24 protein-coding genes are annotated in these 24,611 nt (G+C 70.8%); 9 read left to right on the forward strand and 15 right to left on the reverse strand.

The window, feature by feature from the left end; genetic code table 11:
• Window positions 1-3: 3 nt before the first annotated feature.
• The 4 genes from ACIQPT_RS17460 to ACIQPT_RS17475 all read right to left on the reverse strand — a co-directional run bounded on the left by ACIQPT_RS17460 (window position 4) and on the right by ACIQPT_RS17475 (window position 3,763).
• Window positions 4-321: a bifunctional 3-phenylpropionate/cinnamic acid dioxygenase ferredoxin subunit gene (locus tag ACIQPT_RS17460; protein ID WP_069756324.1), complete on the reverse strand. Its 318-nt coding sequence runs from the start codon at window positions 319-321 to the stop codon at window positions 4-6.
• Window positions 321-1,502 (reverse strand): Fe-S cluster assembly protein SufD, encoded by a 1,182-nt coding sequence (gene sufD / locus ACIQPT_RS17465; protein WP_401156765.1) that lies wholly within the window; start codon window positions 1,500-1,502, stop codon window positions 321-323. Before sufD ends, ACIQPT_RS17460 begins: the two co-directional genes overlap by 1 nt.
• Before the next feature lie 99 nt (window positions 1,503-1,601).
• Window positions 1,602-3,023, reverse strand: coding sequence for a Fe-S cluster assembly protein SufB (gene sufB / locus ACIQPT_RS17470; protein ID WP_030593600.1), 1,422 nt, complete (start codon window positions 3,021-3,023; stop codon window positions 1,602-1,604).
• Window positions 3,020-3,763 (reverse strand): helix-turn-helix transcriptional regulator, encoded by a 744-nt coding sequence (locus ACIQPT_RS17475; RefSeq protein ID WP_401156766.1) that lies wholly within the window; start codon window positions 3,761-3,763, stop codon window positions 3,020-3,022. The genes sufB and ACIQPT_RS17475 overlap by 4 nt, the downstream gene beginning before the upstream one ends.
• A gap of 136 nt (window positions 3,764-3,899) precedes the next feature.
• On the opposite strand from ACIQPT_RS17475, the gene ACIQPT_RS17480 reads away from it, so the two are divergent.
• The 3 genes from ACIQPT_RS17480 (at window position 3,900) to ACIQPT_RS17490 (ending at window position 6,683) form a co-directional block, all read left to right on the forward strand.
• The gene (locus ACIQPT_RS17480) at window positions 3,900-4,856 is read left to right on the forward strand and encodes an ABC transporter ATP-binding protein (protein WP_401156767.1); all 957 of its coding nucleotides are present in this window, start codon (window positions 3,900-3,902) and stop codon (window positions 4,854-4,856) included.
• The gene (locus ACIQPT_RS17485) at window positions 4,853-5,620 is read left to right on the forward strand and encodes an ABC transporter permease (protein WP_401156768.1); all 768 of its coding nucleotides are present in this window, start codon (window positions 4,853-4,855) and stop codon (window positions 5,618-5,620) included. Before ACIQPT_RS17480 ends, ACIQPT_RS17485 begins: the two co-directional genes overlap by 4 nt.
• Window positions 5,621-5,696: 76 nt before the next feature.
• Window positions 5,697-6,683 (forward strand): heme A synthase, encoded by a 987-nt coding sequence (locus tag ACIQPT_RS17490; protein ID WP_401156769.1) that lies wholly within the window; start codon window positions 5,697-5,699, stop codon window positions 6,681-6,683.
• Between the two features lie 63 nt (window positions 6,684-6,746).
• Here ACIQPT_RS17490 and ACIQPT_RS17495 read toward each other — a convergent pair whose 3' ends face one another.
• From ACIQPT_RS17495 to ACIQPT_RS17505, 3 genes are all read right to left on the reverse strand, one after another.
• Window positions 6,747-7,874, reverse strand: a complete 1,128-nt coding sequence (locus tag ACIQPT_RS17495; RefSeq protein WP_401156770.1) for an amidohydrolase — start codon at window positions 7,872-7,874, stop codon at window positions 6,747-6,749.
• Window positions 7,875-7,959: 85 nt separating this feature from the next.
• Window positions 7,960-8,337, reverse strand: coding sequence for a hypothetical protein (locus ACIQPT_RS17500; RefSeq protein WP_401156771.1), 378 nt, complete (start codon window positions 8,335-8,337; stop codon window positions 7,960-7,962).
• A gap of 94 nt (window positions 8,338-8,431) precedes the next feature.
• The gene (locus ACIQPT_RS17505) at window positions 8,432-9,385 is read right to left on the reverse strand and encodes a heme o synthase (RefSeq protein WP_401156772.1); all 954 of its coding nucleotides are present in this window, start codon (window positions 9,383-9,385) and stop codon (window positions 8,432-8,434) included.
• Window positions 9,386-9,670: 285 nt separating this feature from the next.
• Between ACIQPT_RS17505 and tkt the strand changes: the two genes are divergently transcribed.
• The 6 genes from tkt (at window position 9,671) to ACIQPT_RS17535 (ending at window position 16,693) form a co-directional block, all read left to right on the forward strand.
• Complete coding sequence (tkt, locus tag ACIQPT_RS17510; protein ID WP_401156773.1) at window positions 9,671-11,758, forward strand: transketolase; 2,088 nt, start codon at window positions 9,671-9,673, stop codon at window positions 11,756-11,758.
• 34 nt (window positions 11,759-11,792) lie between these two features.
• The gene (gene tal / locus ACIQPT_RS17515) at window positions 11,793-12,911 is read left to right on the forward strand and encodes a transaldolase (protein WP_401156774.1); all 1,119 of its coding nucleotides are present in this window, start codon (window positions 11,793-11,795) and stop codon (window positions 12,909-12,911) included.
• Between the two features lie 5 nt (window positions 12,912-12,916).
• Window positions 12,917-14,449: a glucose-6-phosphate dehydrogenase gene (gene zwf, locus ACIQPT_RS17520; protein WP_401156775.1), complete on the forward strand. Its 1,533-nt coding sequence runs from the start codon at window positions 12,917-12,919 to the stop codon at window positions 14,447-14,449.
• The gene (opcA, locus tag ACIQPT_RS17525; RefSeq protein WP_401156776.1) at window positions 14,446-15,480 is read left to right on the forward strand and encodes a glucose-6-phosphate dehydrogenase assembly protein OpcA; all 1,035 of its coding nucleotides are present in this window, start codon (window positions 14,446-14,448) and stop codon (window positions 15,478-15,480) included. Before zwf ends, opcA begins: the two co-directional genes overlap by 4 nt.
• Complete coding sequence (pgl, locus tag ACIQPT_RS17530) at window positions 15,477-16,259, forward strand: 6-phosphogluconolactonase (protein WP_401156777.1); 783 nt, start codon at window positions 15,477-15,479, stop codon at window positions 16,257-16,259. Before opcA ends, pgl begins: the two co-directional genes overlap by 4 nt.
• A gap of 71 nt (window positions 16,260-16,330) precedes the next feature.
• Window positions 16,331-16,693: a VOC family protein gene (locus tag ACIQPT_RS17535; RefSeq protein ID WP_401156778.1), complete on the forward strand. Its 363-nt coding sequence runs from the start codon at window positions 16,331-16,333 to the stop codon at window positions 16,691-16,693.
• Window positions 16,694-16,699: 6 nt separating this feature from the next.
• On the opposite strand, the gene ACIQPT_RS17540 is transcribed toward ACIQPT_RS17535, so the two are convergent.
• From ACIQPT_RS17540 to gap, 8 genes are all read right to left on the reverse strand, one after another.
• Window positions 16,700-18,214 carry a PH domain-containing protein gene (locus tag ACIQPT_RS17540; protein ID WP_401156779.1) on the reverse strand — a complete coding sequence of 505 codons (1,515 nt, stop codon included), beginning with the start codon at window positions 18,212-18,214 and terminating at the stop codon, window positions 16,700-16,702.
• Complete coding sequence (locus tag ACIQPT_RS17545; protein ID WP_401156780.1) at window positions 18,211-18,717, reverse strand: PH domain-containing protein; 507 nt, start codon at window positions 18,715-18,717, stop codon at window positions 18,211-18,213. The genes ACIQPT_RS17540 and ACIQPT_RS17545 overlap by 4 nt, the downstream gene beginning before the upstream one ends.
• Before the next feature lie 4 nt (window positions 18,718-18,721).
• A complete protein-coding gene (pgi, locus tag ACIQPT_RS17550) occupies window positions 18,722-20,386 on the reverse strand; it encodes a glucose-6-phosphate isomerase (RefSeq protein ID WP_401156781.1) in 1,665 nt (554 codons plus the stop codon).
• A gap of 205 nt (window positions 20,387-20,591) precedes the next feature.
• Window positions 20,592-20,927: an RNA polymerase-binding protein RbpA gene (locus ACIQPT_RS17555; protein ID WP_078566397.1), complete on the reverse strand. Its 336-nt coding sequence runs from the start codon at window positions 20,925-20,927 to the stop codon at window positions 20,592-20,594.
• Between the two features lie 109 nt (window positions 20,928-21,036).
• Window positions 21,037-21,273: a preprotein translocase subunit SecG gene (secG, locus tag ACIQPT_RS17560; protein WP_103535508.1), complete on the reverse strand. Its 237-nt coding sequence runs from the start codon at window positions 21,271-21,273 to the stop codon at window positions 21,037-21,039.
• A gap of 115 nt (window positions 21,274-21,388) precedes the next feature.
• Window positions 21,389-22,165, reverse strand: coding sequence for a triose-phosphate isomerase (gene tpiA / locus ACIQPT_RS17565; protein WP_401156782.1), 777 nt, complete (start codon window positions 22,163-22,165; stop codon window positions 21,389-21,391).
• A gap of 6 nt (window positions 22,166-22,171) precedes the next feature.
• The gene (locus ACIQPT_RS17570; protein ID WP_401156783.1) at window positions 22,172-23,383 is read right to left on the reverse strand and encodes a phosphoglycerate kinase; all 1,212 of its coding nucleotides are present in this window, start codon (window positions 23,381-23,383) and stop codon (window positions 22,172-22,174) included.
• Window positions 23,384-23,498: 115 nt separating this feature from the next.
• The gene (gene gap / locus ACIQPT_RS17575; RefSeq protein WP_103535505.1) at window positions 23,499-24,509 is read right to left on the reverse strand and encodes a type I glyceraldehyde-3-phosphate dehydrogenase; all 1,011 of its coding nucleotides are present in this window, start codon (window positions 24,507-24,509) and stop codon (window positions 23,499-23,501) included.
• Window positions 24,510-24,611 lie beyond the last annotated feature (102 nt).

Raw genomic sequence — 24,611 nt, forward strand, 5'->3', positions numbered from 1 at the left:
GACTCAGGACTCCTGGGTGACGGAGACGAGCACATCGTCCCCTTGGATCTTTACGGGGTATACGGGGACGGGGCGCGTCGCGGGAAGGCCGGACGGCTTGCCGGTGCGGAGGTCGAACGACGAGCCGTGCAGCCAGCACTCGATCGCGCAGTCCTCCACCTCGCCCTCCGAGAGGGAGACGTTCGCGTGCGAGCAGATGTCGTTGATCGCGAACACCTCGCCCTCGGTGCGGACGACGGAGACCGGTGTGCCGTCGAGCTCGACCCTTTTCGGGGTGTCGTCCTCCAGCTCACTCAGCGCACAGGCTTTGACGAAGGCCATCAGACGGACGCCTTCAGCTCGGTCTCGATCTTGTCGAGCAGACGCGCTTCCACGTCCGGCAGGCCGATCTGCTGGACCAGCTCGGCGAAGAAGCCGCGCACGACGAGACGGCGGGCCTCCTCGGCCGGGATGCCGCGGGACTGGAGGTAGAAGAGCTGCTCGTCGTCGAAGCGGCCGGTCGCCGAGGCGTGGCCGGCGCCGACGATCTCGCCGGTCTCGATCTCCAGGTTGGGCACGGAGTCGACCCGGGCGCCGTCGGTGAGGACGAGGTTCCGGTTCATCTCGTAGGTGTCGGTGCCCTCGGCCGCGGCCTGGATGAGGACGTCGCCGATCCAGACGGCGTGTGCGCCGTCGCCCTGGAGAGCGCCCTTGTACACCGCGTTGGACTTGCAGTGCGGGGTGTTGTGGTCGACCAGGAGGCGGTGCTCCTGGTGCTGGCCCTTGTCGGTGAAGTACAGGCCGAAGAGCTCCGCCTCGCCGCCGGTGGCCGCGTACGCCACCCGGGGGTGCAGGCGCACGACGTCGCCGCCGAAGGTGACGACGATCGACTTGAAGGAGGCGTCCCGGCCGATCAGCGCGTTGTGCTGGCCGACGTGGACGGCCGTGTCGTCCCAGTCCTGGACGGAGACGACGGTCAGCTTCGCGCCGTCGCCCAGCACGTAGTCGATGTTGGCGGCGAGCACGGCGTCACCGGTGTGGTCGATGACGACGACGGCCTCGGCGAAGGCGCCGAGCTCGATGAGCTGGTGGCCGTAGGCGACACCGCCCTCGCCGTGCACGGTGATCCGGACCGGCTCGGTGAGCACGGCCTCCTTGGCGACCGTGACGACCGAGGCCTGCTCGAAGGAGCTGTACGCCTGGGCGGCGACCCGGTCCACCGGGGTGCCGGCCTTGCCGAGCCGGGAGTCGTCGCGGCCGACGGTCTCGACCGTGACGCCCTCGGGCGCCTCGATGGCGACCTTCACGCCGCCGCCGTTGGCGACCGCGGTGCCGTCGTGCAGCCCGCGCAGTCGCTCCAGCGGCGTGAAGCGCCACTCCTCCTCGCGGCCGTGCGGGACGGGGAAGTCCGCGACGTCGAAGGACGGGGGTGCGCTCATCCGGGTGGCGACGGTCGACTCGGCGGCCACCGCGATGGAGCCGGCGGTGGTGGATCCCGCCGGAGTGTTCTGAGCCTCAGCCATGGCTGTCGTAGTGCTCGCTTTCTTAAGTCAAGAACTCGGGGGATTCGGTGGGGCGGGGACGGCCGCGAACGGCCGTCCCGGTGGTCCTCGGGCGAGGACCTAGCCGACCGAACCCTCCATCTGCAGCTCGATCAGCCGGTTGAGCTCCAGGGCGTACTCCATGGGCAGCTCCTTGGCGATCGGCTCGACGAAGCCGCGCACGATCATCGCCATGGCCTCGAACTCGGTGAGTCCGCGGCTCATGAGGTAGAAGAGCTGGTCCTCGGAGACCTTGGAGACGGTCGCCTCGTGGCCCATCGACACGTCGTCCTCGCGGACGTCGACGTAGGGGTAGGTGTCCGAGCGGGAGATCGTGTCGACGAGCAGAGCGTCGCAGAGCACGTTGGACTTCGCGCCCGGCGCGCCCTCGCCGATCTCGATCAGTCCGCGGTAGGACGTACGGCCGCCGCCTCGCGCCACCGACTTGGAGACGATGTTGGAGGAGGTGTTCGGCGCCATGTGGACCATCTTGGCGCCGGCGTCCTGGTGCTGGCCCTCGCCCGCGAAGGCGATGGACAGGGTCTCGCCCTTGGCGTGCTCGCCCATCAGGTAGACCGCGGGGTACTTCATGGTCACCTTGGAGCCGATGTTGCCGTCGACCCACTCCATGGTCGCGCCCTCGTAGGCCACGGCCCGCTTGGTGACCAGGTTGTAGACGTTGTTCGACCAGTTCTGGATGGTCGTGTAGCGGCAGCGGCCGCCCTTCTTCACGATGATCTCGACCACGGCGCTGTGCAGCGAGTCCGAGGAGTAGATCGGGGCGGTGCAGCCCTCGACGTAGTGGACGTAGGCGTCCTCGTCGACGATGATCAGCGTCCGCTCGAACTGGCCCATGTTCTCCGTGTTGATACGGAAGTAGGCCTGGAGCGGGATGTCCACGTGGACGCCCTTGGGCACGTAGATGAACGAGCCGCCGGACCACACCGCGGAGTTCAGCGAGGCGAACTTGTTGTCACCGACGGGGATGACGGTGCCGAAGTACTCCTTGAAGAGCTCCGGGTGCTCCTTCAGCGCGGTGTCGGTGTCCATGAAGATGACACCCTGCGCCTCCAGCTCCTCGTTGATCTGGTGGTAGACGACCTCGGACTCGTACTGCGCGGCGACGCCGGCGACGAGGCGCTGCTTCTCCGCCTCGGGGATGCCGAGCTTGTCGTACGTGTTCTTGATGTCCTCGGGCAGGTCCTCCCAGGAGGCCGCCTGCTTCTCCGTGGACCGCACGAAGTACTTGATGTTGTCGAAGTCGATGCCCGACAGGTCGGAGCCCCAGTTCGGCATGGGCTTCTTGCCGAAGAGCTTGAGGCCCTTGAGCCGCAGCTTCAGCATCCACTCGGGCTCGTTCTTCTTGTCCGAGATGTCGCGGACGACAGCCTCGGACAGACCGCGCTTCGCCGCCGCGCCTGCCGCGTCGGAGTCGGCCCAGCCGAATTCGTACGTGCCCAGACCCTCGAGCTCAGGGTGGGCAGTCTCCGTGGGGAGCGTCATGCGGGGTTCCTCCCGGCCGTGCTTGCAGATGCTGAATGACTGGTCTGTGGGGGTGGAGCGTGGCCACTGCGTGGCACGTAGGTCGTGCACACACCATCGCCGTGGGCGAGGGTGGCCAGACGCTGCACATGGGTCCCGAGGAGGCTGGAGAAGAATTCCGTCTCCGCCTCGCACAGCTGTGGGAACTGCTCGGCGACATGCGCCACCGGGCAGTGGTGCTGGCACAGCTGCTCGCCCTGCTGCGGGCCCGGCGCGCTGCGCGCCATAGCAGCGTACCCGTCGGCCGACAGGGCCTTCGCGAGGGCCTCGGTGCGCCCCTCGGGCTCCGCGGCCTCGACCGCGGCGCGGTACGCCTCCCCGGTCGCGGCCATCCGGGCGCGGGCGAAGGCGAGGACCGCCTCGTCGCCCCCGGACTCGGCGATGAAGCGCAGGGCGTCGGCGGCCAGCTTGTCGTAGGACTGGTCGAAGGCGTCCCGGCCGCAGTCCGTCAGGGCGAACACCTTGGCGGGCCTGCCGCGGGTCCGCGCACCGTAGACCCGCTGTTCACGGGCTTCGACGACATCGTCGGAGACGAGGGCGTCCAGATGGCGGCGGACGGCGGCCTGGGTGAGGCCTACGCGCTTGGCGAGATCGGCGACGGTGGAGGGGCCGTGGTCCAGGATGGAGCGCGCGACCCGGTTGCGCGTCGAGCGCTCACCCGTCGCGAGTTCCTCCTGAGGAGCCCGTCCGTCGTATTTCACAACACCATTGTTGCGTAATTCATTCGACTCTGACAACCACGGTCCGGAACGATCTACGGTGTGGTTCGTCACTTAGGGTTACCTAATCTGGCCCCGGGGGCGGCCCCTCTCCGGACCCTGCCTAGACTTCCCTGCCATGGAGAACGAGCCCGTCGTACAGGTCAAGGGCCTGGTGAAGCGGTACGGCACGAAGACCGCGGTGAACGGCCTCGATCTGGTCGTGGCGTCGGGCGCGGTGACGGCCGTACTCGGCCCGAACGGCGCCGGGAAGACCACCACCATCGAGACCTGCGAGGGCTACCGCCGCCCCGACGCGGGCACCGTACGGGTCCTCGGACTCGACCCGGTCGCCGACGCGGAGCGGCTGCGCCCGCGGATCGGGGTGATGCTCCAGTCCGGCGGCGTCTACTCCGGCGCACGCGCCGACGAGATGCTCCGCCACATGGCGAAGCTGCACGCCCACCCGCTCGACGTGGACGCCCTGATCGAACGCCTCGGCCTCGGCGACTGCGGCCGCACCACCTACCGCCGGCTCTCCGGCGGCCAGCAGCAGCGCCTCTCGCTGGCCATGGCGGTCATCGGCCGGCCCGAGCTGCTCTTCCTGGACGAACCGACCGCCGGGCTCGACCCGCAGGCCCGCCGCTCCACCTGGGACCTGGTGCGCGAGCTGCGCGCCGACGGGGTGTCCGTCGTGCTGACCACCCACTTCATGGACGAGGCCGAGGCGCTCGCCAACGACGTCGCGATCATCGACGCGGGCCGGGTCATCGCCCACGGCAGCCCGGAGCAGCTCTGCCGGGGCGGCGCGGAGAACACCCTGCGCTTCACCGGACGCACCGGGCTCGACCTCGGCTCCCTCGTCAAGGCGCTGCCCGACGGCTCCGAGGCCGCCGAGCCGCTGCCGGGGACGTACCGGATCACCGGGACCATCGACCCGCAGCTGCTGGCCACGGTGACCTCCTGGTGCGCCCAGCACGGCGTGATGCCCGAGGGCATCTCGGTGGAGCGGCACACCCTGGAGGACGTCTTCCTCGAACTGACCGGCAAGCAACTGACCGGCCAGCACCTGACCGGCAAGGAGCTGCGCGCATGAGCGCCGGTACGTACACCCCGCGCCCCGGCGCCGCCCCGCTCCCCCGGATGATCGCCGCGCAGACCGCGCTGGAGACCCGGATGCTGCTGCGCAACGGCGAGCAGCTGCTGCTGACGGTGATCATCCCGACGCTGCTGCTGGTGCTGTTCAGCGCGGTCGACATCGTCGACACCGGCTCGGGCGCGTCGGTCGACTTCCTGGCCCCGGGCATCCTGGCGCTCGCCGTGATGTCCACGGCCTTCACCGGCCAGGCCATCGCCACCGGCTTCGAACGCCGTTACGGGGTCCTCAAGCGGCTCGGGGCCTCCCCGCTGCCCCGCTGGGCCCTGATGACCGCGAAGACGCTGTCGGTGCTGGTCACCGAGGTGCTCCAGATCGTGCTGCTGGCCGTCATCGCGCTCGCGCTCGGCTGGTCGCCGCACGGCAACCCGCTCGCCGTGCTGCTGCTCCTCGTCCTGGGCACCGCCGCGTTCTCCGGTCTCGGGCTGCTGATGGCCGGGACGCTGAAGGCGGAGGCGACGCTCGCCGCCGCCAACCTGGTCTTCCTGCTGCTGCTGGTCGGCGGCGGGGTCATCGTGCCGCTGGACAAGTTCCCGGACGCGGTCCAGTCGGTGCTGGGGCTGCTGCCCGTCTCGGCGCTCTCCGAGGGCCTGCGGGACGTCCTCCAGCACGGGGCGTCGATGCCGTGGGCCCAGGCCGGGATCCTGGCGGTGTGGGCGGTGCTGGGGCTCGGCGCGGCGGCGAAGTTCTTCCGCTGGGAGTAGGCCGGCCGGGGACCACTCCGGGCAAGCCCGCACGAACCCACCCCCTCGTGAAAACATGCACAAGCCCCGTCCTACGATGGTCCGCGTGGAAACCCCCATCTCCCTCATCGCCAAGCGCTGGACGCCGTCCACCCAGGTGGTGAAGCGCGCCGCGCTCTCCGCCGTCGTGATGAGCGTCTTCATCATCGTCACGGGCGGGGCCGTCCGGCTCACCGGTTCGGGCCTCGGCTGCGACACCTGGCCCAAGTGCACCGACGACAGCCTGTTCGCGACGCCCGAACAGGGGCTGCACGGCGCGATCGAGTTCGGCAACCGGATGCTGACGTACGTGCTGTCGGCCGCGGTCGGCTGGGCGATCATCGCCGTCAGCTCGATGAAGCCGCGCCGCCGCAAGCTGACCCGGCTGGCCTGGTCGCAGTTCTGGATCGTGCTGGGCAACGCCGTCCTCGGCGGGATCACGGTCTGGGCGGGCCTCAACCCGTGGACGGTGGCCGGGCACTTCCTGCTCGCCAACGCGCTCCTCGCGGTCACCGTGATCACCTGGGTGCGGGTCGGCGAGGGCGACGGCCCGCCGCGCCCGCGGACCCCGCTGCCGGTGCGGCGCCTCGCCCGGGCGATCCTGGCGACCACGGTGGTCCTGATCGTGCTGGGCACCTCGGTGACCGGTTCCGGCAAGCACGCCGGCGACAGCAGCGACGTACCGCGCATGCCGTGGGACTGGTCGGTCGCCGCCCATGTCCACGCCATCGCCGCCTGGGTGGTCTGCGCCCTGGCCATCGCGATGTGGCTGGCCCTGCGGGTCGTCGACGCCCCCGCCGACACCCGGGCCCGCTCCCGCGACCTGCTGATCGTGCTGCTCGCCCAGGGCGCGATCGGCTACGTCCAGTACTTCAGCGACGTCCCCGAGATCCTCGTCGGCGTCCACATGCTCGGCTCGGCCCTCATGTGGATCGCCGTGATCCGGCTCGTCCTGAGCATGCGCGAGCGCGGCGACGACGCGCCCGCCCCGCTGCCCGGCCCGTCCGCCGAGCGGCCGGAGACGGCACCGGCGACGACCGTCTGACGGACTGACGTACGACGGGTGAGGGGCGACGGGCCGGTGGGCCCGCCGCCCCTCACGGCGTTCTCACTCCAGCCCGTACACCCGGCGCGCGTTGCCCGACCCGATCATCGCCGCGACCCGGGCCGCGTCCTCGCGGGTCCAGGCGCCGTCCTCGACCCAGCCGCCCAGCACCCGCCCGAGCGCCTCGCGGAACTGCCGCGCGCCCACCAGGTGCAGCTCCGGCAGCCCCTGCGCCCCGCTGGAGAACAGCAGCTTGCCGAACGGCGCGAGCTCCAGGATCTCCGCCAGGACGCCCGCCGCCCGCGCCCCGGTCCGCGCCGGCACGGCCCCCAGGTCGGCGTAGACGTGCGGGTGCCGGCCCGCCAGCGCGGCGGTCTGCCGGTGGTGCGGGTAGCCGTGCAGGAGGACCAGGTCGCAGCCGTGGCCCTCGGTCGCGGCGGCGAAGTCGGCGAGGCGGGCCGGGTCCGCGGCGCCCAGGCGCAGTTGGAGCGGCAGCCCGCACGCCACGGCGGACCAGCGCAGATGGTCCAGCAGCTCCGGCTCGACGGGCGACGGGCCGCGGTCCCGGTCCCCCGCGCCCCGGCGGGCGGCCCGGCGCTCCGCCTCCCGGCGGGCCAGCCAGCGCCCGGCCGCCGCCCGCACCCGGACCGGCCCCGGCGGCGCGGGGGCGGCGAAGGGGCCGCCTCCGCCGTCGGAGGTGAACGCGACGGCGGAGGACGCGGCGGTGTGCACGGCCTCGCCCAGGTTGACGAGGAAGGTGTCGACGGTGCCCGAGGTGTCGGCGACCTGTTCGGCGAGGACTTCGAGCCGGACGATCTCGCGGGCCTGGGACCCGGCCGTCGCGGCCATCTCGGCCGGTGCCGTGAGGTCGCCGGGGAGGCCGGTGTCGACGAGGTGGGCACGGACCCCGGAGGCGCGCAGCAGGCGGCGGGAGGTCTCGGCGACGCCCAGCTCCCGGCGGCGGGCCAGGTAGTGGGCGGGCGGGCAGTGCGCTTCGAGCCCGAGCAGGGGCGGGCACCAGCGGCGTACGGCGAAGCCGGTCTGGGTGTCGAAGAAGGTGGTGCCGGGGGCGGGCGGAGCGCCGTCGGCGGCGGTGAGCCGGGCCTCGAAGGTGCCGAGGCCCAGCTCGGTGCGGAGGACGCCGTGGCAGTTCTGGTCGACCAGGTCGGCCACGGGCACGGGGTCGGTCATCCGGGGCTCCCTGGGACGGCGTGCGTATGCACGGCCTAACGGGTGAGCCCCGGGGCGGGACACCCCCCGGGGAGCGGAAGCCGCCTCAGCTGTCGTTGGAGGGGCCGCCGACCTGGATCCCGGCCATCCGGGACCACTCGTACGGGCCGGTGCGGACCTTGAGGGCGAACTCGCCGTCGAACTCCTCGTGCATCGTGATGCCGGACTTCGCGGCCGCGCTCTCGGCCACCGCGTAGGTCGGGGCCACGAGGTCGCCCCAGGCGCCGTCCTGGCCGACCAGGACGATGCGGGCGCCGGCCTCGCCGATGTAGGCGAGCTGTCCCTCCGCGCCGCCGTGCTCCTTGGCGAAGGCGCCGATCTGGTGGGCGAGTTTCGCCGCCCTGCGCTCGGCGCGGGCCGCCTTCCTGGCGTCCGTCCGCGAGGTCTGCCCGGTCTCTGCTGCGTCTGCTGCCGTCTCTGCCATGAACAGGATGCTACCGACGGGTAGATGAACTGGCGACGGGCGGGTCACGTGGCTTGTGCCACGCGACCCGCCCGTACGGCCGTAAGGGAGGAGGTCAGCGGAGGAAGGGGTCCACCGCGACGGCCAGGAAGAGCAGGGAGACGTAGGTGATGGACCAGTGGAACAGCCGCATCTCCTTGAGCTTGGCCCCGGTGACCCCGGCCTTGGCCCGGTTCTGCAGGCCGTGGGCCTCCCAGAGCCAGGCGCCGCCGGACAGCAGCGCCACCGCGGTGTAGAACCAGCCGGTGTAGCCGAGCGGGGTGAGCAGCAGCGAGACCGCGACCATCACCCAGCTGTAGAGGACGATCTGCTGGGCGACCACCCGGTTGGTGGCGACGACCGGGAGCATCGGGACGCCGACCCGGGCGTAGTCGTCCTTGACCTTCATGGAGAGCGGCCAGTAGTGCGGCGGCGTCCAGAAGAAGATGACGGCGAAGAGGATGACGGCGGCCCAGGAGAGCTCGTTCGTCACGGCGGACCAGCCGATGAGGACCGGCATGCAGCCCGCGATGCCGCCCCAGACGATGTTCTGGGAGGTCCTGCGCTTCAGCAGCATCGTGTAGACGACGACGTAGAAGAGCAGCGCGCCGAGCGCGAGGGCGGCCGAGAGCCAGTTGACGAGCAGCCCGAACCAGAGCGTGGAGATCACCGCGAGGGCGATGCCGAAGGCGAGGCACTCGCGGGGGCTGACCATGCCCGTGACCAGCGGGCGCTGGGACGTACGGTCCATCAGCGCGTCGATGTCCCGGTCGATGTACATGTTGAGCGCGTTGGCGCCGCCGGCGGAGAGATATCCACCGATGGTGGTCGTGAGAACGAGCCACAGGTCGGGCACACCCTGGGCGGCGAGGAACATCACCGGAACGGTGGTGATGAGCAACAGCTCGATGATCCGTGGCTTGGTAAGCGCCACGAAGGCCTTGACGCGGGCCCCGAACGGGCGATGGCCCCCCGGGCTGGGAGTCAAGGCGACCCCTGCGGGTCGGGACTCGACGGCCGTCACGCACACCCCTGACAGAGAAATCCCAGCAAGCTCCGGGCCAGGAGGCCCGGTGAAGACTTGCGCGAACCCGTTCACTCTAGACGTTGCGGATACGCCGCCCTTCGCGGGGGTGGGGTCGTGTTGGGGGTGACTGTTCGCCGGATCGTCATTCCGCCGGGAGGCGAACTCCACGGGCCGCCCACACCCTGGAAAGTGCTCGGAAAGTGTGCCTGGCAACGGGGGTAGGCTCGACAGCGCCCGGTGCGGTCACAGTCACCGGCTTACGACAGTGGAGAGGAGCCCTGACTCAGGGTGAGCATCAAGCCGACCACCACAGACCTCCAGTGGACCGATTTGGACCAGCGGGCCGTGGACACCGCCCGCGTTCTCGCCGCGGACGCCGTACAGAAAGTCGGAAACGGCCACCCGGGCACGGCGATGAGCCTGGCTCCCGCCGCGTACACCCTCTTCCAGAAGGTGATGCGGCACGACCCCGCGGACGCCGAGTGGACCGGTCGCGACCGGTTCGTCCTCTCCGCCGGCCACTCCAGCCTGACGCTCTACATCCAGCTCTACCTCGCCGGTTACGGCCTGGAGCTGGACGACCTGAAGGCGTTCCGCACCTGGGGCTCGAAGACCCCGGGACACCCGGAGTACGGCCACACGACCGGTGTCGAGACGACGACCGGGCCGCTGGGCCAGGGTGTCGCCAACGCGGTGGGCATGGCGATGGCCGCCCGCTACGAGCGCGGTCTCTTCGACCCCGAGGCGGCCCCCGGCGCCTCCCCGTTCGACCACATGGTGTGGGTCGTCGCGGGTGACGGCTGCCTCCAGGAGGGCATCTCGGCCGAGGCGTCCTCGCTGGCCGGGCACCAGAAGCTGGGCAACCTGGTCCTGCTCTGGGACGACAACCACATCTCGATCGAGGGCGACACGGAGACCGCGGTCTCCGAGGACACCCTCAAGCGGTACGAGGCGTACGGCTGGCACGTCCAGCGCGTCGACCAGCTCCCCAGCGGCGACCTGGACCCGGCGGGTCTCTACGCGGCGCTGCAGGCGGCCAAGGCCGAGACCGAGCGCCCCTCGTTCATCGCGGCCCGCTCGATCATCGCCTGGCCCGCCCCGAACGCCCAGAACACCGAGGCCGCGCACGGCTCGGCGCTCGGCGACGACGAGGTCGCGGCGACCAAGCGGGTCCTCGGCTTCGACCCGGAGCAGAGCTTCGAGGTCTCCGACGCGGTCATCGGCCACACCCGTGAGGCCCTGGACCGCGGCCGCGAGGCCCGCGCCGAGTGGGACAAGTCGTTCGCCGCGTGGCGCACGGCCAACCCGGAGCGCGCCGCCTCCTTCGACCGGATCGCCGCGGGCGAGCTGCCCGAGGGCTGGGAGGAGAAGCTCCCCGTCTTCGAGCCCGGCAAGGGCCTGGCCACGCGTGCCGCGTCCGGCAAGGTGCTCCAGGCGCTCGGCGAGATCGTGCCCGAGCTGTGGGGCGGCTCCGCCGACCTCGCGGGCTCGAACAACACGACGATCGACAAGACGTCGTCGTTCCTCCCGGCGGGCAACCCGCTGCCGGAGGCCGACCCGTACGGCCGCACGATCCACTTCGGGATCCGTGAGCACGCGATGGCCGCCGCCATGAACGGCATCGCGCTGCACGGCAACACCCGCATCTACGGCGGCACCTTCCTGGTGTTCTCCGACTACATGCGCAACGCGGTGCGGCTGTCCGCGCTGATGCACCTGCCGGTGACGTACGTGTGGACGCACGACTCGATCGGCCTCGGCGAGGACGGTCCGACCCACCAGCCGGTCGAGCACCTGGCCGCGCTGCGCGCCATCCCGGGCCTGAACATCGTGCGCCCGGCCGACGCCAACGAGACCGCCATCGCCTGGCGCGAGATCCTGCGCCGCTACACCAAGGTGTTCGGCAAGGGCGCCCCGCACGGTCTGGCGCTGACCCGGCAGGGCGTGCCGACGTACGAGGCGAACGAGGACGCGGCCAAGGGCGGTTACGTCCTGTTCGAGGCCGAAGGTGGCGAGCCGCAGGTGCTGCTCATCGCGACCGGTTCCGAGGTCCACGTGGCCGTCGAGGCGCGCGAGCAGCTCCAGGCGGCCGGGGTGCCGACCCGGGTCGTCTCGATGCCGTCCGTCGAGTGGTTCGAGGAGCAGGACCAGGCGTACAAGGACAGCGTGCTGCCGCCGTCGGTCAAGGCGCGCGTCGCGGTCGAGGCGGGCATCGGCCTGACCTGGTACCGGTACGTGGGCGACGCGGGCCGGATCATCTCGCTGGAGCACTTCGGGGCCTCGGCGGACGCGAAGGTGCTGTTCCGCGAGTTCGGCTTCACCGCCGAGAACGTGGCCGCCGCCGCGCGGGAATCTCTCGAAGCCGCCACGCGCTGACGCCGGTATAGACGACTAGTAGGAGATGCAACTCATGACAGACGCACTCAAGCGCCTCTCCGACGAGGGCGTGGCGATCTGGCTCGACGACCTGTCGCGCAAGCGGATCACGTCCGGCAATCTGGCCGAGCTGATCGACCAGAGCCATGTCGTCGGCGTCACCACCAACCCGTCGATCTTCCAGAAGGCGATCTCCTCGGGCGACGGTTACGAGCAGCAGCTCACCGACCTCGCCGCCCGCAAGGTCACCGTCGAGGAAGCGCTCCGCATGATCACGACGGCGGACGTCCGCGACGCCGCCGACATCCTGCGCCCGGTCTTCGACGCGACGGGCGGCCAGGACGGCCGGGTCTCCATCGAGGTGGACCCGCGCCTGGCGCACAACACCACGGCCACCACCGCCGAGGCCAAGCAGCTCGCCTGGCTGGTCGACCGGCCGAACACGCTCATCAAGATCCCGGCGACCAAGGCCGGTCTGCCGGCGATCACCGAGACGATCGGCCGGGGCATCAGCGTCAACGTGACGCTGATCTTCTCGCTGGAGCGCTACCGCGCGGTCATGGACGCCTACCTGGCGGGCCTGGAGAAGGCGAAGGCCGCGGGCCTGGACCTCTCCAAGATCCACTCGGTGGCCTCGTTCTTCGTGTCCCGTGTGGACACCGAGATCGACAAGCGGCTGGACGCCATCGGCTCGGACGAGGCGAAGGCGGCCAAGGGCAAGTCCGCGCTGGCCAACGCCCGGCTGGCCTACGAGGCGTACGAGGAGGTCTTCTCCTCCGACCGCTGGGCCCCCCTGGACAGGGCGCGGGCCAACAAGCAGCGTCCGCTGTGGGCCTCCACCGGCGTCAAGGACCCGGCGCTGAAGGACACGCTGTACGTCGACGAGCTGGTGGCGCCGAACACGGTGAACACCATGCCGGAGGCGACGCTGGACGCGGTGGCCGACCACGGCGAGATCACCGGTGACACCGTCACCGGCGGCTACGACCGGGCCCGCGCCGACCTCGACGCCATCAAGAAGCTCGGCATCTCGTACGACGACGTCGTGCAGGTGCTGGAGGACGAGGGCGTCGAGAAGTTCGAGGCGTCCTGGAACGACCTGCTCAAGTCGACCGAGGCGGAGCTTTCGCGCCTCGCCCCCTCGGAGGGCTGACCACTTTGTCTGCTGTTCCCGGAGCCAACCCGCTCCGTGACGCACAGGACCGACGGCTCCCGCGTATCGCGGGGCCGTCGGGCCTGGTCATCTTTGGCGTCACGGGCGATTTGTCCCGTAAAAAGCTGATGCCTGCCGTCTATGACCTGGCCAATCGCGGCCTGCTTCCGCCGGGCTTCTCGCTCATCGGATTCGCGCGCCGCGACTGGGAGGACGAGGACTTCGCGCAGGTCGTCCACGACGCCGTCAAGGAGCACGCCCGTACGCCGTTCCGCGAGGAGGTCTGGCAGCAGCTCATCCAGGGGATGCGCTTCGTCCAGGGCAACTTCGACGACGACGAGGCGTTCGAGACGCTGAAGGCGACCATCGAGGAGCTCGACAAGGCACAGGGGACGGGCGGCAACTTCGCCTTCTACCTCTCCGTGCCGCCGAAGTTCTTCCCCAAGGTCGTCCAGCAACTGAAGAAGCACGGCCTGGCCGACCAGAGCGAGGGCTCCTGGCGGCGTGCCGTCATCGAGAAGCCGTTCGGTCACGACCTGGCCAGCGCGCAGGAGCTCAACCAGCTCGTGCACGCCGTCTTCCCGCCCAACGAGGTCTTCCGGATCGACCACTACCTGGGCAAGGAGACGGTCCAGAACATCCTGGCGCTGCGGTTCGCCAACACGATGTTCGAGCCGATCTGGAACCGGTCCTACGTCGACCACGTACAGATCACGATGGCCGAGGACATCGGCATCGGCGGCCGGGCCGGCTACTACGACGGCATCGGCGCCGCCCGTGACGTCATCCAGAACCACCTGCTCCAGCTGCTGGCGCTGACCGCGATGGAGGAGCCCGGCTCCTTCCACCCGAAGGCCCTGGTCGCCGAGAAGCTCAAGGTGCTCACCGCCGTCGAGCTGCCCGACGACCTCGGCAAGCACACGGTGCGCGGCCAGTACGCACACGCCTGGCAGGGCGGCGAAGAGGTCCCCGGCTATCTGGAGGAGGAAGGCATCGACCCCAAGTCGACGACCGACACCTTCGCCGCGATCAAGCTGACGATCAACAACCGCCGCTGGGCGGGCGTGCCGTTCTACCTCAGGACCGGAAAGCGGCTCGGCCGCCGGGTCACGGAGATCGCGGTCGTCTTCAAGCGCGCCCCGTATCTGCCGTTCGAGTCCAGTGCGACCGAGGAGCTGGGCGGCAACGCCCTGGTCATCCGGGTCCAGCCGGACGAGGGCGTCACCGTGCGCTTCGGCTCCAAGGTGCCCGGCACCTCGATGGAGGTCCGGGACGTCACGATGGACTTCGCGTACGGCGAGTCGTTCACGGAGTCCAGCCCGGAGGCGTACGAGCGGCTCCTCCTGGACGTCCTGCTCGGCGACGCCAACCTCTTCCCCCGCCACCAGGAGGTCGAACTCTCCTGGAACATCCTCGACCCGATCGAGGAGTACTGGGACAAGCACGGCAAGCCCGCGCAGTACGCGGCCGGCACCTGGGGTCCGGCCGAGGCCGACGAGATGCTCGCACGCGACGGACGGAGCTGGAGGCGGCCATGAAGATCGATCTCACGGAAACCACATCCAGCAAGATCAACCAGGCGCTGGTCTCGGCCCGCCGGGCCATCGGCACCCCCGCCATCGGCATGGTGCTCACGCTGGTCATCGTCACCGACGAGGAGAACGCGTACGACGCGCTCAAGTCGGCCGGTGACGCCTCGCGCGAGCACCCCTCGCGGATCATCGCGGTGATCAAGCGGGTCAGCCGCTCGCCGCGGGCCCGCCGGGACGCCCGTCTCGACGCCGAGGTCCGGGTCGGTTCCGACGCGGGCACCGGCGAGACCGTCGTGCTGCGGCTCCACGGCGAACTGGCCAACCACGCCCAGTCGGTGGTCCTTCCGCTGCTGCTTCCGGACGCCCCGGTCGTGGTGTGGTGGCCCGAGGGCGCGCCCGCCGACCCGGCGAAGGACCCGCTCGGGGCCCTCGCCCAGCGCCGGATCACCGACGCCTACTCCGCCGAGCGCCCGCTCGACGAGCTGGCGGTGCGGGCGGCGACGTACAGCCCCGGCAGCACCGATCTGGCCTGGACCCGGATCACACCGTGGCGCTCGATGCTGGCCGCGGCGCTGGACCAGCAGCCGGCCGAGGTCATCGGTGCGACCGTCGAGGGCGAGAGCGACAACCCGAGCTGCGAGCTGCTGGCCATGTGGCTCGCGGACCGGCTCGGCGTCCCCGTGGAGCGCACGCACTCCGAAGGGCCCGGCCTCACCGCGGTCCGGCTGGAGACGAAGAACGGCGTCATCGTCCTGGACCGGGCCGACGGCTCGCTGGCCACGCTCTCCATGCAGAACCAGCCGGACCGCGCGGTGGCGCTCAAGCGCCGGGACACCGCCGAGCTGCTGGCGGAGGAGCTGCGCCGGCTCGATCCGGACAACACCTACGCGTCCGCGGTGAAGTTCGGCGTCGAACGGCTGCACGCCGGCGGCGAGGTCGAGGCGGCGAAGCCGGCCGAGAGCGCCGGGGAGAAGACCGCCGAGGCCAAGGCGCCCGCCGCGAAGAAGGCCCCGGCCAAGAAGGCGGCCGCCAAGTGACGCCTCCCCAACTGGTCGTGCACCGCGACAAGGAGCTGATGGCCCAGGCCGCGGCGGCCCGGCTGATCACGAGGATCGTGGACGCCCAGGCCTCCCGGGGCCACGCCTCGGTGGTGCTGACCGGCGGGCGCAACGGCAACGGCCTGCTGGCCGCGCTCGCCGCCGCGCCCGCCCGGGACGCGGTCGACTGGTCGCGCCTGGACCTGTGGTGGGGCGACGAGCGGTTCCTGCCCGAGGGCGACCCGGAGCGCAATGTCACCCAGGCCCGTGCGGCGCTGCTCGACGCGGTGCCGCTCGACCCGGCCCGGGTGCACGCGATGCCCGCGTCCGACGGCCCGTACGGCAAGGACGTGGACGAGGCGGCAGCCGGTTACGCCGCCGAACTGGCCGCCGCCGCGGGTCCCGAGGACCACGGCCCGGTGCCCACGTTCGACGTGCTGATGCTGGGCGTCGGCCCGGACACGCATGTGGCCTCGCTCTTCCCGGAGCTGCCGGCGGTACGGGAGACCGAGCGCACCGTCGTCGGTGTGCACGGGGCTCCCAAGCCGCCGCCGGTCCGCGTCTCGCTCACGCTGCCCGCGATCCGCGCGGCGCGCGAGGTGTGGCTGCTGGCGGCGGGCGAGGACAAGGCGGAGGCGGCGGCCATCGCACTGTCCGGGGCCGGGGAGATCCAGGCCCCGGCGGCGGGCGCGTACGGCCGCGGTCGCACCCTGTGGCTGCTGGACGCGGCGGCGGCCTCGCGGCTGCCGCGCGCCCTGTACCCGCCGGCCTCTGCCTGAGCGTCGGAAACCTCGCAGGCCCGGACCGCTTTCCCGAGCGGTCCGGGCCTCGTGCGTGAAAGGCTCGGCCCATGGTGCATATCGGAACCGTGGTGATGGGCGCGACCGACGTGAGCAGGGCCGCCGCCTTCTGGAAGGCGGCGCTCACGTACACCGAGCGTGAGCCCGGGACGGACGACTGGGTGGTCCTGGTCCCGGTCGAAGGGCCCGGCGTCGGCGTGGCGCTGGGCCGCTCCGCCTCCCCCGCGCAGGAGGTCCCCCGGGTCCACCTCGACCTCTACTCCGACAGCCAGGAGGCCGAGGTGGAGCGGCTGGTCGGGCTCGGTGCCGAGAGAGTCGCGTGGGAGCTGTACCCCCCGGACCCGGACTTCGTGGTGCTCGCCGACCCCGAGGGCAACCGCTTCTGCGTCATCGACACGACGCACGGCGGCTGACCGGCCTCAGGCGTCCTTCGGGGAGCGCTCCAGGAAGGGCTCCAGCAGCCCCGGTACGGCCTCGGCGGCGAAGGTGAGGCCCTCGGACGCGTCGGTGTCGTACGCCGTGTACGCGCCCCCTCCGGCGGCCGTGGTGGCCGTGATGCTGAGCAGCCCGGCCCGCCGCTGGAAGACCGACTGCCTGACCGTCCAGCCGATCACCCCGGCCCGCTCCAGGGCGGCGGTGGAGCGGCGGACCGTACCGGAGCGGGTGACCAGATAGCGGCCGGCGAGCGCGTGCCCGAGCCCCCGGTACGCGTCCAGGGCCAGCGCCACCGCGACGGGGGCGGACACCACCGCGCAGCCGAGCGCGATCCACAGCAGTACGGGGGTGAGCAGGGCCCCGAGGAGGGTCAGGACCAGGACCGGGCCGAGGGCCGCGGCGAGCGACCAGCGCAGCCGGCGGCCCCGGGCGGCGGGCGGGTGCGGGGTGAGCGCGGCGCCGGTCGGGGTGTCCGCCTCGCGCAGGACGTCGGCGGCGACGGCGTCGGCCCGGGTCCGGGGCGCGACCGGGAGCAGGGTGTTGTGGTCGGCGTTCTTGGCCTCGTGGTCCTTGGCGAGACCGGTGGTGATGGCGTCCAGCCGGGCCGCGCCGAGCAGCCGTACGCCCAGCGGCTCGACCAGGTCGACGCCGCGCAGCCGGGCCTCCTCGACGGAGATGGACCGGGAGGTGAACAGTCCGCGCCGGACCCTGAGGGTGCCGCCGGGCTCACGCTCCAGGCGGTAGTTCCACCACATCTCGACCCAGAGAACGAGCGCTCCGGCGACGCCCGCGACCAGGGCGGCGAGGGCGAGGCCGACGATCACCCAGAGCAGCGGGGTGTCCCGGAAGCGGTCGCCGACCCATGCGATGACCTCGCCCTGGGCCCCGACCCAGTCGCTGACCTGGAGCACGGCCCCGACGGCGGCGCCGCCGAGCATGGGGGCGACGAAGGAGACCGGGGCGTAGCGGATCCAGCGGGGGTCCAGAACGGCCAGTTCCCCTTCCCGGTGGACGCCGGACGGTGCGGTGGCGGCGCGCTCCAGCAGGAGGCGGCGCAGCCGTTCGCCCTCGGCGCGGGTGACCGGGTCCAGTTGGAGGGTGGAGTCGTTGCCCTGCTCTCCGGTGCCGATCCTGACGGTGACCAGGCCGAGGAGGCGGAGCATCAGGTTGGCGGTGAGGTCGACCGTGCGGATACGGCTGCGGGCCAGGGAGCGGCGCTTGACGAGGAGGAGGCCGGTGTGGAGGTCGACGCGCTCCTCGCCGACGCGGTAGCGGGTGCGGTGCCAGCGGACCCGGTCGGCGCCCGCGGCGGCCCCGATGACCAGGACGGCTCCGGCGAGCACCTGGAGGACGGCGGCCGGGAGGCCGAACCATCGGGTGAGGCCGAGGGTGACGGGGATGGCGGCGCCCGCGACGACGCCCGCCACGACGAGGGCGGTGACCAGGACCGTACGGGGGTCGAGGCGGCGCCAGTCGGCGGGCGGGGCGGCGGTGCTCATGTGGCGTCGCCGGGGGTGTCGCGGGTGATGCGGGTGAGCTGCCCGGCCAGGTCGGCTGCGACCTCGTGGTCCAGTCCCTGGATCCGGACCGCGCCCTTGGCGGAGGCGGTGGTGACCGTGACGGTGGCCAGCCGGAAGAGCTGCTCCAGCGGGCCGCGCACGGTGTCCACGGTCTGGATCCGGGACATCGGGGCGATCCGCCACTCCTGCCAGAAGAACCCGGTGCGGACGTACACCGCGTCCTCGGTGACCTCCCACCGATGCGTACGGAACCACCACAGGGGGAAGAGGACGGTGGCCGCCGCCCCCGCCGCGGCCAGGACCGCGGCGGACAGCAGCAGCCAGAACCGGGCGGGCCCGATCAGCGCGCCCAGCACCGCGAGCGGCACGACGTGCACGGCGGTCAGCAGCAGCCACTGGACCCGCCACCAGCCGGTGACGCGCTCGTTCAGCGTGTTGCGCGGCGGCCGCAGCCGTACGGTCGTCCCCTCCCCCTGTGGCATCGGCTCAGCGCCCGCGCAGCGTGCGGTAGGCGTCGACCAGGGCGGCGGTGGAGCTGTCCAGCTGCCCGGCGTCCGCGGCCCCGCCCTCGTCACCGGTCAGGAGCGGTTCGATCTTCTTGGCGAGGACCTTGCCGAGCTCGACGCCCCACTGGTCGAAGGAGTCGATGTTCCAGATGGCGCCCTGGACGAAGACCTTGTGCTCGTACAGCGCGATGAGCTGGCCGAGGACCGAGGGGGTCAGCTTGTCGGCGAGGATCGTCGTCGTGGGGTGGTTGCCCCGGAACGTCTTGTGCGGGACCAGCTCCTCGGGCACGCCCTCCGCCCGGACCTCCTCGGGCGTCTTGCCGAAGGCGAGGGCCTGGGTCTGGGCGAAGAAGTTGGCCATCAGCAGATCGTGCTGGGCGATCAGCCCGGGCAGCAGGTCGTGGACCGGGGCGGCGAAGCCGATGAAGTCCGCCGGGATCAGCTTGGTGCCCTGGTGGATCAACTGGTAGTAGGCGTGCTGCCCGTTGGTGCCGGGCGTGCCCCAGACGACCGGTCCGGTCTGCCAGTCCACGGGGTCGCCGTCGCGGTCGACGGACTTGCCGTTGGACTCCATGTCGAGCTGCTGGAGGTACGCGGTGAACTTGGACAGGTAGTGGCTGTAGGGCAGCACCGCGTGCGACTGGGCGTCGAAGAAGTTGCCGTACCAGACGCCGAGGAGGCCCAGGAGGAGCGGGGCGTTCTCCTCGGGCGGGGCGGTGCGGAAGTGCTCGTCGACGAGGTGGAAGCCGTCGAGCATCTCGCGGAAGCGGTCCGGTCCGATGGCGACCATCAGCGAGAGGCCGATCGCCGAGTCGTAGGAGTAACGGCCGCCGACCCAGTCCCAGAACTCGAACATGTTGGCCGTGTCGATGCCGAACTCCTCGACCTTCTCGGCGTTGGTCGACAGGGCGACGAAGTGCTTCGCGACGGCGTCCTGACCGGCCTTCAGCTCGGTCAGCAGCCAGTCCCGGGCGGAGGTGGCGTTGGTGATGGTCTCGATCGTCGTGAACGTCTTCGAGGCGATGACGAACAGCGTCTCGGCCGGGTCGAGGTCGCGGACGGCCTCGTGCAGGTCGGCGCCGTCGACGTTGGAGACGAAGCGGACGGTGAGCGCGCGGTCCGTGAAGGAGCGCAACACCTCGTACGCCATGGCGGGGCCGAGGTCGGAGCCGCCGATGCCGATGTTGACGATGTTCTTGACGGGCTTGCCGGTGTGACCGGTCCACTGTCCGGACCGGACCTTCTCGGCGAAGCCGGCCATCTTGTCCAGGACGGCGTGCACGGCGGGCACGACATTCTCGCCGTCGACCTCGATCACCGCGTCGCGCGGGGCGCGGAGCGCGGTGTGCAGGACCGCCCGGTCCTCGGTGGTGTTGATCTTCTCGCCGCGGAACATCGCGTCCCGCAGCTCCGCGACCCCGGTGGCGGCGGCGAGTTCGCGCAGCAGGCGCAGCGTCTCGTCGGTGACCAGGTGCTTGGAGTAGTCGAGGTGGAGGTCGCCGACCCGCAGGGTGTAGGCGGTGCCGCGGTCCTGCTGCCGCGCGAACAGCTCGCGCAGCTGGGGTGCGCCGAGCTCCTCACGGTGCTTCGCGAGAGCCGTCCACTCGGGCGTCTGATTGAGCTTGGTTCGGCTTGCTGCGTTCATCCCGGATATCAGCCCACTTCTTCTCGTCATCAGCATCCCCGCTGCCCCACCAACCTAATTGATCGAGGAGGCGGGTGATGTGGAGGAGGGCGGTGGCGCGGGAACGCGATACGGCCGGACACCCGTGGGTGTCCGGCCGGTGAAACGACTGGGGTTTCCGTGGAGCTGTGCCGGGAGGAGGCGTGGAGCTCGCCGCGGCGGAGGCTCAGATCTCGCCGCGGAGCTTGGCCAGCGCCTCGGCGAGGATCGCCTCGCCGTCCTCGTCGCTGCGCCGCTCGCGTACGTACGCCAGATGCGTCTTGTACGGCTCGGTGCGGGGCGGGTCGGGCGGGCTGTCCTTGTCCTGGCCGGCCGGGAAGCCGCAGCGCGGGCAGTCCCAGATGTCCGGCACCTGCGCGTCATGGGCGAAGCTCGGCTGCGTCTCGTGCCCGTTCGAGCACCAGAAGGAGATGCGGGCGCGCGGCGCGGACTCGCCCCGCTCCGCCTCCCCCATCGGCCCCGCTCCGACCCGGCTTCCCCGGATCGCGTTGCCACTTGCCACGGTCGTAACTCCCTGCGTGATGGTGCTCGAGGATGCCCCAGTCTACGTAAGGCCCAACGCGCGTCCAGTGAAAGGAGTTACACCCTCACCGGGAATCACGGACGAGGGGTCAGTTGTCCAGCTTGATGAGCAGACCGAGGACGACAATGCACGCGAACCAGACCAGACCGACCACCACGGTGATCCGGTCGAGGTTACGTTCGGCGACCGAGGAGCCGCCGACGGAGGACTGCATTCCGCCACCGAACATGTCGGAGAGACCGCCGCCCTTGCCCTTGTGCATGAGCACCAGCAGCATCAGCAGCAGGCTGAAGACGATCAGGGCGATCTGGAACGCCAGAATCACGGCTGGTCCCTACTTTCCGGATTTCTCGATTACTGCCTGTACGTACAGCGGGGGCCGGAGGGTGACAACCCCCTCGGCCCCCGCAAGGGTACGACGGATCGGCGCTACCGCATACTCACTGGTCGCGGAAGCGGACGATCTTGACGAACTCGTCGGCGTCCAGCGCGGCGCCGCCGATGAGGGCGCCGTCCACGTCGGGCTGCGCCATGATGGCCGCGACGTTGCCGGACTTCACCGAGCCGCCGTACTGGATGCGGACGGCGTCGGCCAGCTCCTGCGAGTACAGCTCGGCCAGCCTGCCGCGGATCGCGCCGCAGACCTCCTGGGCGTCCGCGGGGGTGGCGACCTCGCCGGTCCCGATGGCCCAGACCGGCTCGTAGGCGATCACGATGGTCTCGGCCTGCTCGGCCGGGATGTCCTTCAGGGCGCCGTCGAGCTGCGCGAGCGTGTAGGAGACCTGGTCGCCGGCCTTGCGGATGTCCAGGCCCTCGCCGACGCAGAGGATCGGGGTCAGGCCGTGCTTGAAGGCGGCCTTCACCTTGGCGTTGCAGATCTCCTCGTTCTCGCCGTGGTACTGGCGGCGCTCGCTGTGGCCGACGGCCACGTACGTGCAGCGCAGCTTGGCGAGCATGGGGCCGGAGATCTCACCGGTGTACGCGCCGGAGTCGTGCGCCGAGATGTCCTGGGCGCCGTACTTGATCTTCAGCTTGTCGCCGTCGACCAGGGTCTGCACGGTGCGCAGGTCGGTGAAGGGCACCAGGACGGCGACCTCGACGTCCTCGTAGTCCTTGTCGGCCAGGGCGAAGGCGAGCTTCTGGACGTGGGCGATGGCCTCGAGGTGGTTGAGGTTCATCTTCCAGTTGCCCGCCATCAGCGGGGTGCGGGTGGTCATGAAAGGTCAGTCCTCCAGTGCGGCGAGCCCGGGAAGCGTCTTGCCCTCGAGGTATTCGAGGCTCGCGCCGCCACCGGTCGAAATATGTCCGAAAGCATTCTCGTCGAAGCCCAGGATGCGGACGGCCGCGGCGGAGTCGCCACCGCCGACGACGCTGAAGGCCGACGAGTCGACGAGCGCCTGGGCGACCGCGCGGGTGCCGTCGGCGAAGTCGGGGTGTTCGAAGACGCCCATCGGGCCGTTCCAGAAGACGGTGGCCGCGTCGGCGAGCTTCGATGCGTAGAGCTTGTTGGTCTCGGGTCCGTTGTCCAGCCCCATCTGGCCGGCCGGGATGGCGTCGGCGGCGACGGTGGTGGGGTGGGCCGGGGCCTTGGTCTTCAGGTCGGGGAAGGCGGGGGCGACCACGACGTCGACGGGGAGGACGAACTCCACGCCCTTGTCCTCGGCGCGCCGCAGGTACTCCTGCACGGCCGGGATCTGGTCCTCCTGGAGCAGCGAGCTGCCGACCTCGTGGCCCTGGGCCTTGAGGAAGGTGTACGCCATACCGCCGCCGATCAGGATGCGGTCGGCCCGCTCCAGCAGGTGGTCGATCACGCCGAGCTTGTCGGAGACCTTGGCGCCGCCGAGGACGACCGCGTACGGCCGCTTCACATCGGTGGTGAGCTTCTTCAGGACGCCGACCTCGGTGGCGATCAGGTAGCCCGCGTAGTGCGGGAGCCGCGCCGGGAGGTCGAAGACCGAGGCGTGCTTGCGGTGCACCGCGCCGAAGCCGTCGCCCACGTAGACATCGGCGAGCTCGGCCAGCCGGTCGGCGAAGGCGCCGCGTTCGGCGTCGTCCTTGGACGTCTCGCCGGCGTTGAAGCGGAGGTTCTCGATGACGGCGACCTGGCCGTCGGTGAGGCCGGCGACCGTGGCGCGGGCGGACTCGCCGACCGTGTCGGTGGCGAAGGCGACGTCGGCGCCGAGGAGTTCGCCCAGGCGCGCGGCGGCGGGCGCCAGCGAGAAGGCCGGGTCCGGGGCGCCCTTGGGGCGGCCGAGGTGCGAGGCGACGACGACGCGCGCGCCGGCCTCGGCGAGCTTGGCGACCGTCGGGAGGACGGCGCGGATCCGGCCGTCGTCGGTGATCGTGGTGCCGTCCAGCGGCACATTGAGGTCGGCGCGGACGAATACCCGCTTGCCCGCGACCCCTTCGGCGAGAAGTTCGTCGATCGTCTTCATCTGGTCTTCCGTTACTCCTTGCAAGGACGGATGAACATGCTAAGGGGCTCGACCTGCGCTTCGTTGCGCCGGTCGAGCCCCTTCGCTTACATCGATGTGCCTGCCGATCCGAGGATCAGAGCTGCTCGCCGACGAAGACCGTGAGGTCCACGAGGCGGTTGGAGTAGCCCCACTCGTTGTCGTACCAGCCGAGGATCTTCACCGTGTTGCCCTCCTGGACCATGGTCAGGGAGGAGTCGAAGGTGCAGGACGACGGGTCGCCGACGATGTCCGAGGAGACGATCGGGTCCTCGGTGTACGTCAGGAAGCCCTTGAGGGCGCCGTCGTCGGAGGCCTTCTTGAACGCGGCGTTGACCTCGTCCTTGGTGACCTCGCGCTGCAGGGTGACGACCAGGTCGGTGGCGGAGCCGGTCGGGACCGGGACGCGCATCGCGATGCCGTCGAGCTTGCCCTTGAGCTGCGGGAGGACCAGGGCGGTGGCCTTGGCGGCGCCGGTGGTGGTCGGGATGATGTTCTCGGCGGCGGCGCGGGCGCGACGCAGGTCCGAGTGCGGGAAGTCCAGGATCCGCTGGTCGTTGGTGTACGCGTGGACCGTCGTCATCAGGCCCTTGACGATGCCGAAGTTCTCGTCGAGGACCTTGGCCATCGGCGCCACACAGTTGGTGGTGCAGGAGGCGTTGGAGATGACGTTGTGGTTGGCCGCGTCGTACTGGTCCTGGTTGACGCCCATCACGATGGTGATGTCCTCGTCCTTGGCCGGAGCCGAGATGAGGACCTTCTTGGCGCCGCCCGCGATGTGCTTCTCGGCGTCGGCCTTCTTGGTGAAGATGCCGGTCGACTCGATGACGATGTCGACGCCCAGCTCACCCCAGGGGATGTCGGCCGGGTTGCGCTCGGAGAGCACCTTGACGGTGTGACCATCGACGGTGATGGTGTCGGCGGTGTGGCTGACCTCTGCCTTGAGACGACCCAGAATGGTGTCGTACTTCAGCAGGTGGGCCGTGGTCGCAGTGTCACCCAGGTCGTTGACAGCCACGATCTCGATGTCCGCACCCTGCTCGAGCAGCGCGCGGAAGTAGTTGCGACCGATGCGGCCGAAGCCGTTGATGCCTACGCGGATCGTCACGAACCGATCTCCTCGTTAGGTACGCCGGTTTTCGACGCCGGCGAGTTGTATAGGGATGTCCCCGACCGCTTCCGACCCTACCTCTCCAAGGGCCCGGGAGTG

Source organism: Streptomyces sp. NPDC091289, assembly GCF_044757365.1.
GTDB lineage: Bacteria > Actinomycetota > Actinomycetes > Streptomycetales > Streptomycetaceae > Streptomyces.

Excerpts from the sequence above, each read along its gene's own strand:
- pgi (WP_401156781.1), bottom strand. The coding sequence starts at position 20,386 with ATGAACGCAGCAAGCCGAACCAAGCTCAATCAGACGCCCGAGTGGACG.
- ACIQPT_RS17545 (WP_401156780.1), bottom strand. The coding sequence starts at position 18,717 with ATGCCACAGGGGGAGGGGACGACCGTACGGCTGCGGCCGCCGCGCAAC.
- ACIQPT_RS17570 (WP_401156783.1), bottom strand. The coding sequence starts at position 23,383 with ATGAAGACGATCGACGAACTTCTCGCCGAAGGGGTCGCGGGCAAGCGG.
- ACIQPT_RS17485 (WP_401156768.1), top strand. The coding sequence starts at position 4,853 with ATGAGCGCCGGTACGTACACCCCGCGCCCCGGCGCCGCCCCGCTCCCC.
- tal (WP_401156774.1), top strand. The coding sequence starts at position 11,793 with ATGACAGACGCACTCAAGCGCCTCTCCGACGAGGGCGTGGCGATCTGG.
- ACIQPT_RS17535 (WP_401156778.1), top strand. The coding sequence starts at position 16,331 with ATGGTGCATATCGGAACCGTGGTGATGGGCGCGACCGACGTGAGCAGG.
- ACIQPT_RS17540 (WP_401156779.1), bottom strand. The coding sequence starts at position 18,214 with ATGAGCACCGCCGCCCCGCCCGCCGACTGGCGCCGCCTCGACCCCCGT.
- ACIQPT_RS17460 (WP_069756324.1), bottom strand. The coding sequence starts at position 321 with ATGGCCTTCGTCAAAGCCTGTGCGCTGAGTGAGCTGGAGGACGACACC.
- sufB (WP_030593600.1), bottom strand. The coding sequence starts at position 3,023 with ATGACGCTCCCCACGGAGACTGCCCACCCTGAGCTCGAGGGTCTGGGC.
- ACIQPT_RS17480 (WP_401156767.1), top strand. The coding sequence starts at position 3,900 with ATGGAGAACGAGCCCGTCGTACAGGTCAAGGGCCTGGTGAAGCGGTAC.
- sufD (WP_401156765.1), bottom strand. The coding sequence starts at position 1,502 with ATGGCTGAGGCTCAGAACACTCCGGCGGGATCCACCACCGCCGGCTCC.
- ACIQPT_RS17500 (WP_401156771.1), bottom strand. The coding sequence starts at position 8,337 with ATGGCAGAGACGGCAGCAGACGCAGCAGAGACCGGGCAGACCTCGCGG.
- tpiA (WP_401156782.1), bottom strand. The coding sequence starts at position 22,165 with ATGACCACCCGCACCCCGCTGATGGCGGGCAACTGGAAGATGAACCTC.
- ACIQPT_RS17495 (WP_401156770.1), bottom strand. The coding sequence starts at position 7,874 with ATGACCGACCCCGTGCCCGTGGCCGACCTGGTCGACCAGAACTGCCAC.
- opcA (WP_401156776.1), top strand. The coding sequence starts at position 14,446 with ATGAAGATCGATCTCACGGAAACCACATCCAGCAAGATCAACCAGGCG.
- ACIQPT_RS17490 (WP_401156769.1), top strand. The coding sequence starts at position 5,697 with ATGGTCCGCGTGGAAACCCCCATCTCCCTCATCGCCAAGCGCTGGACG.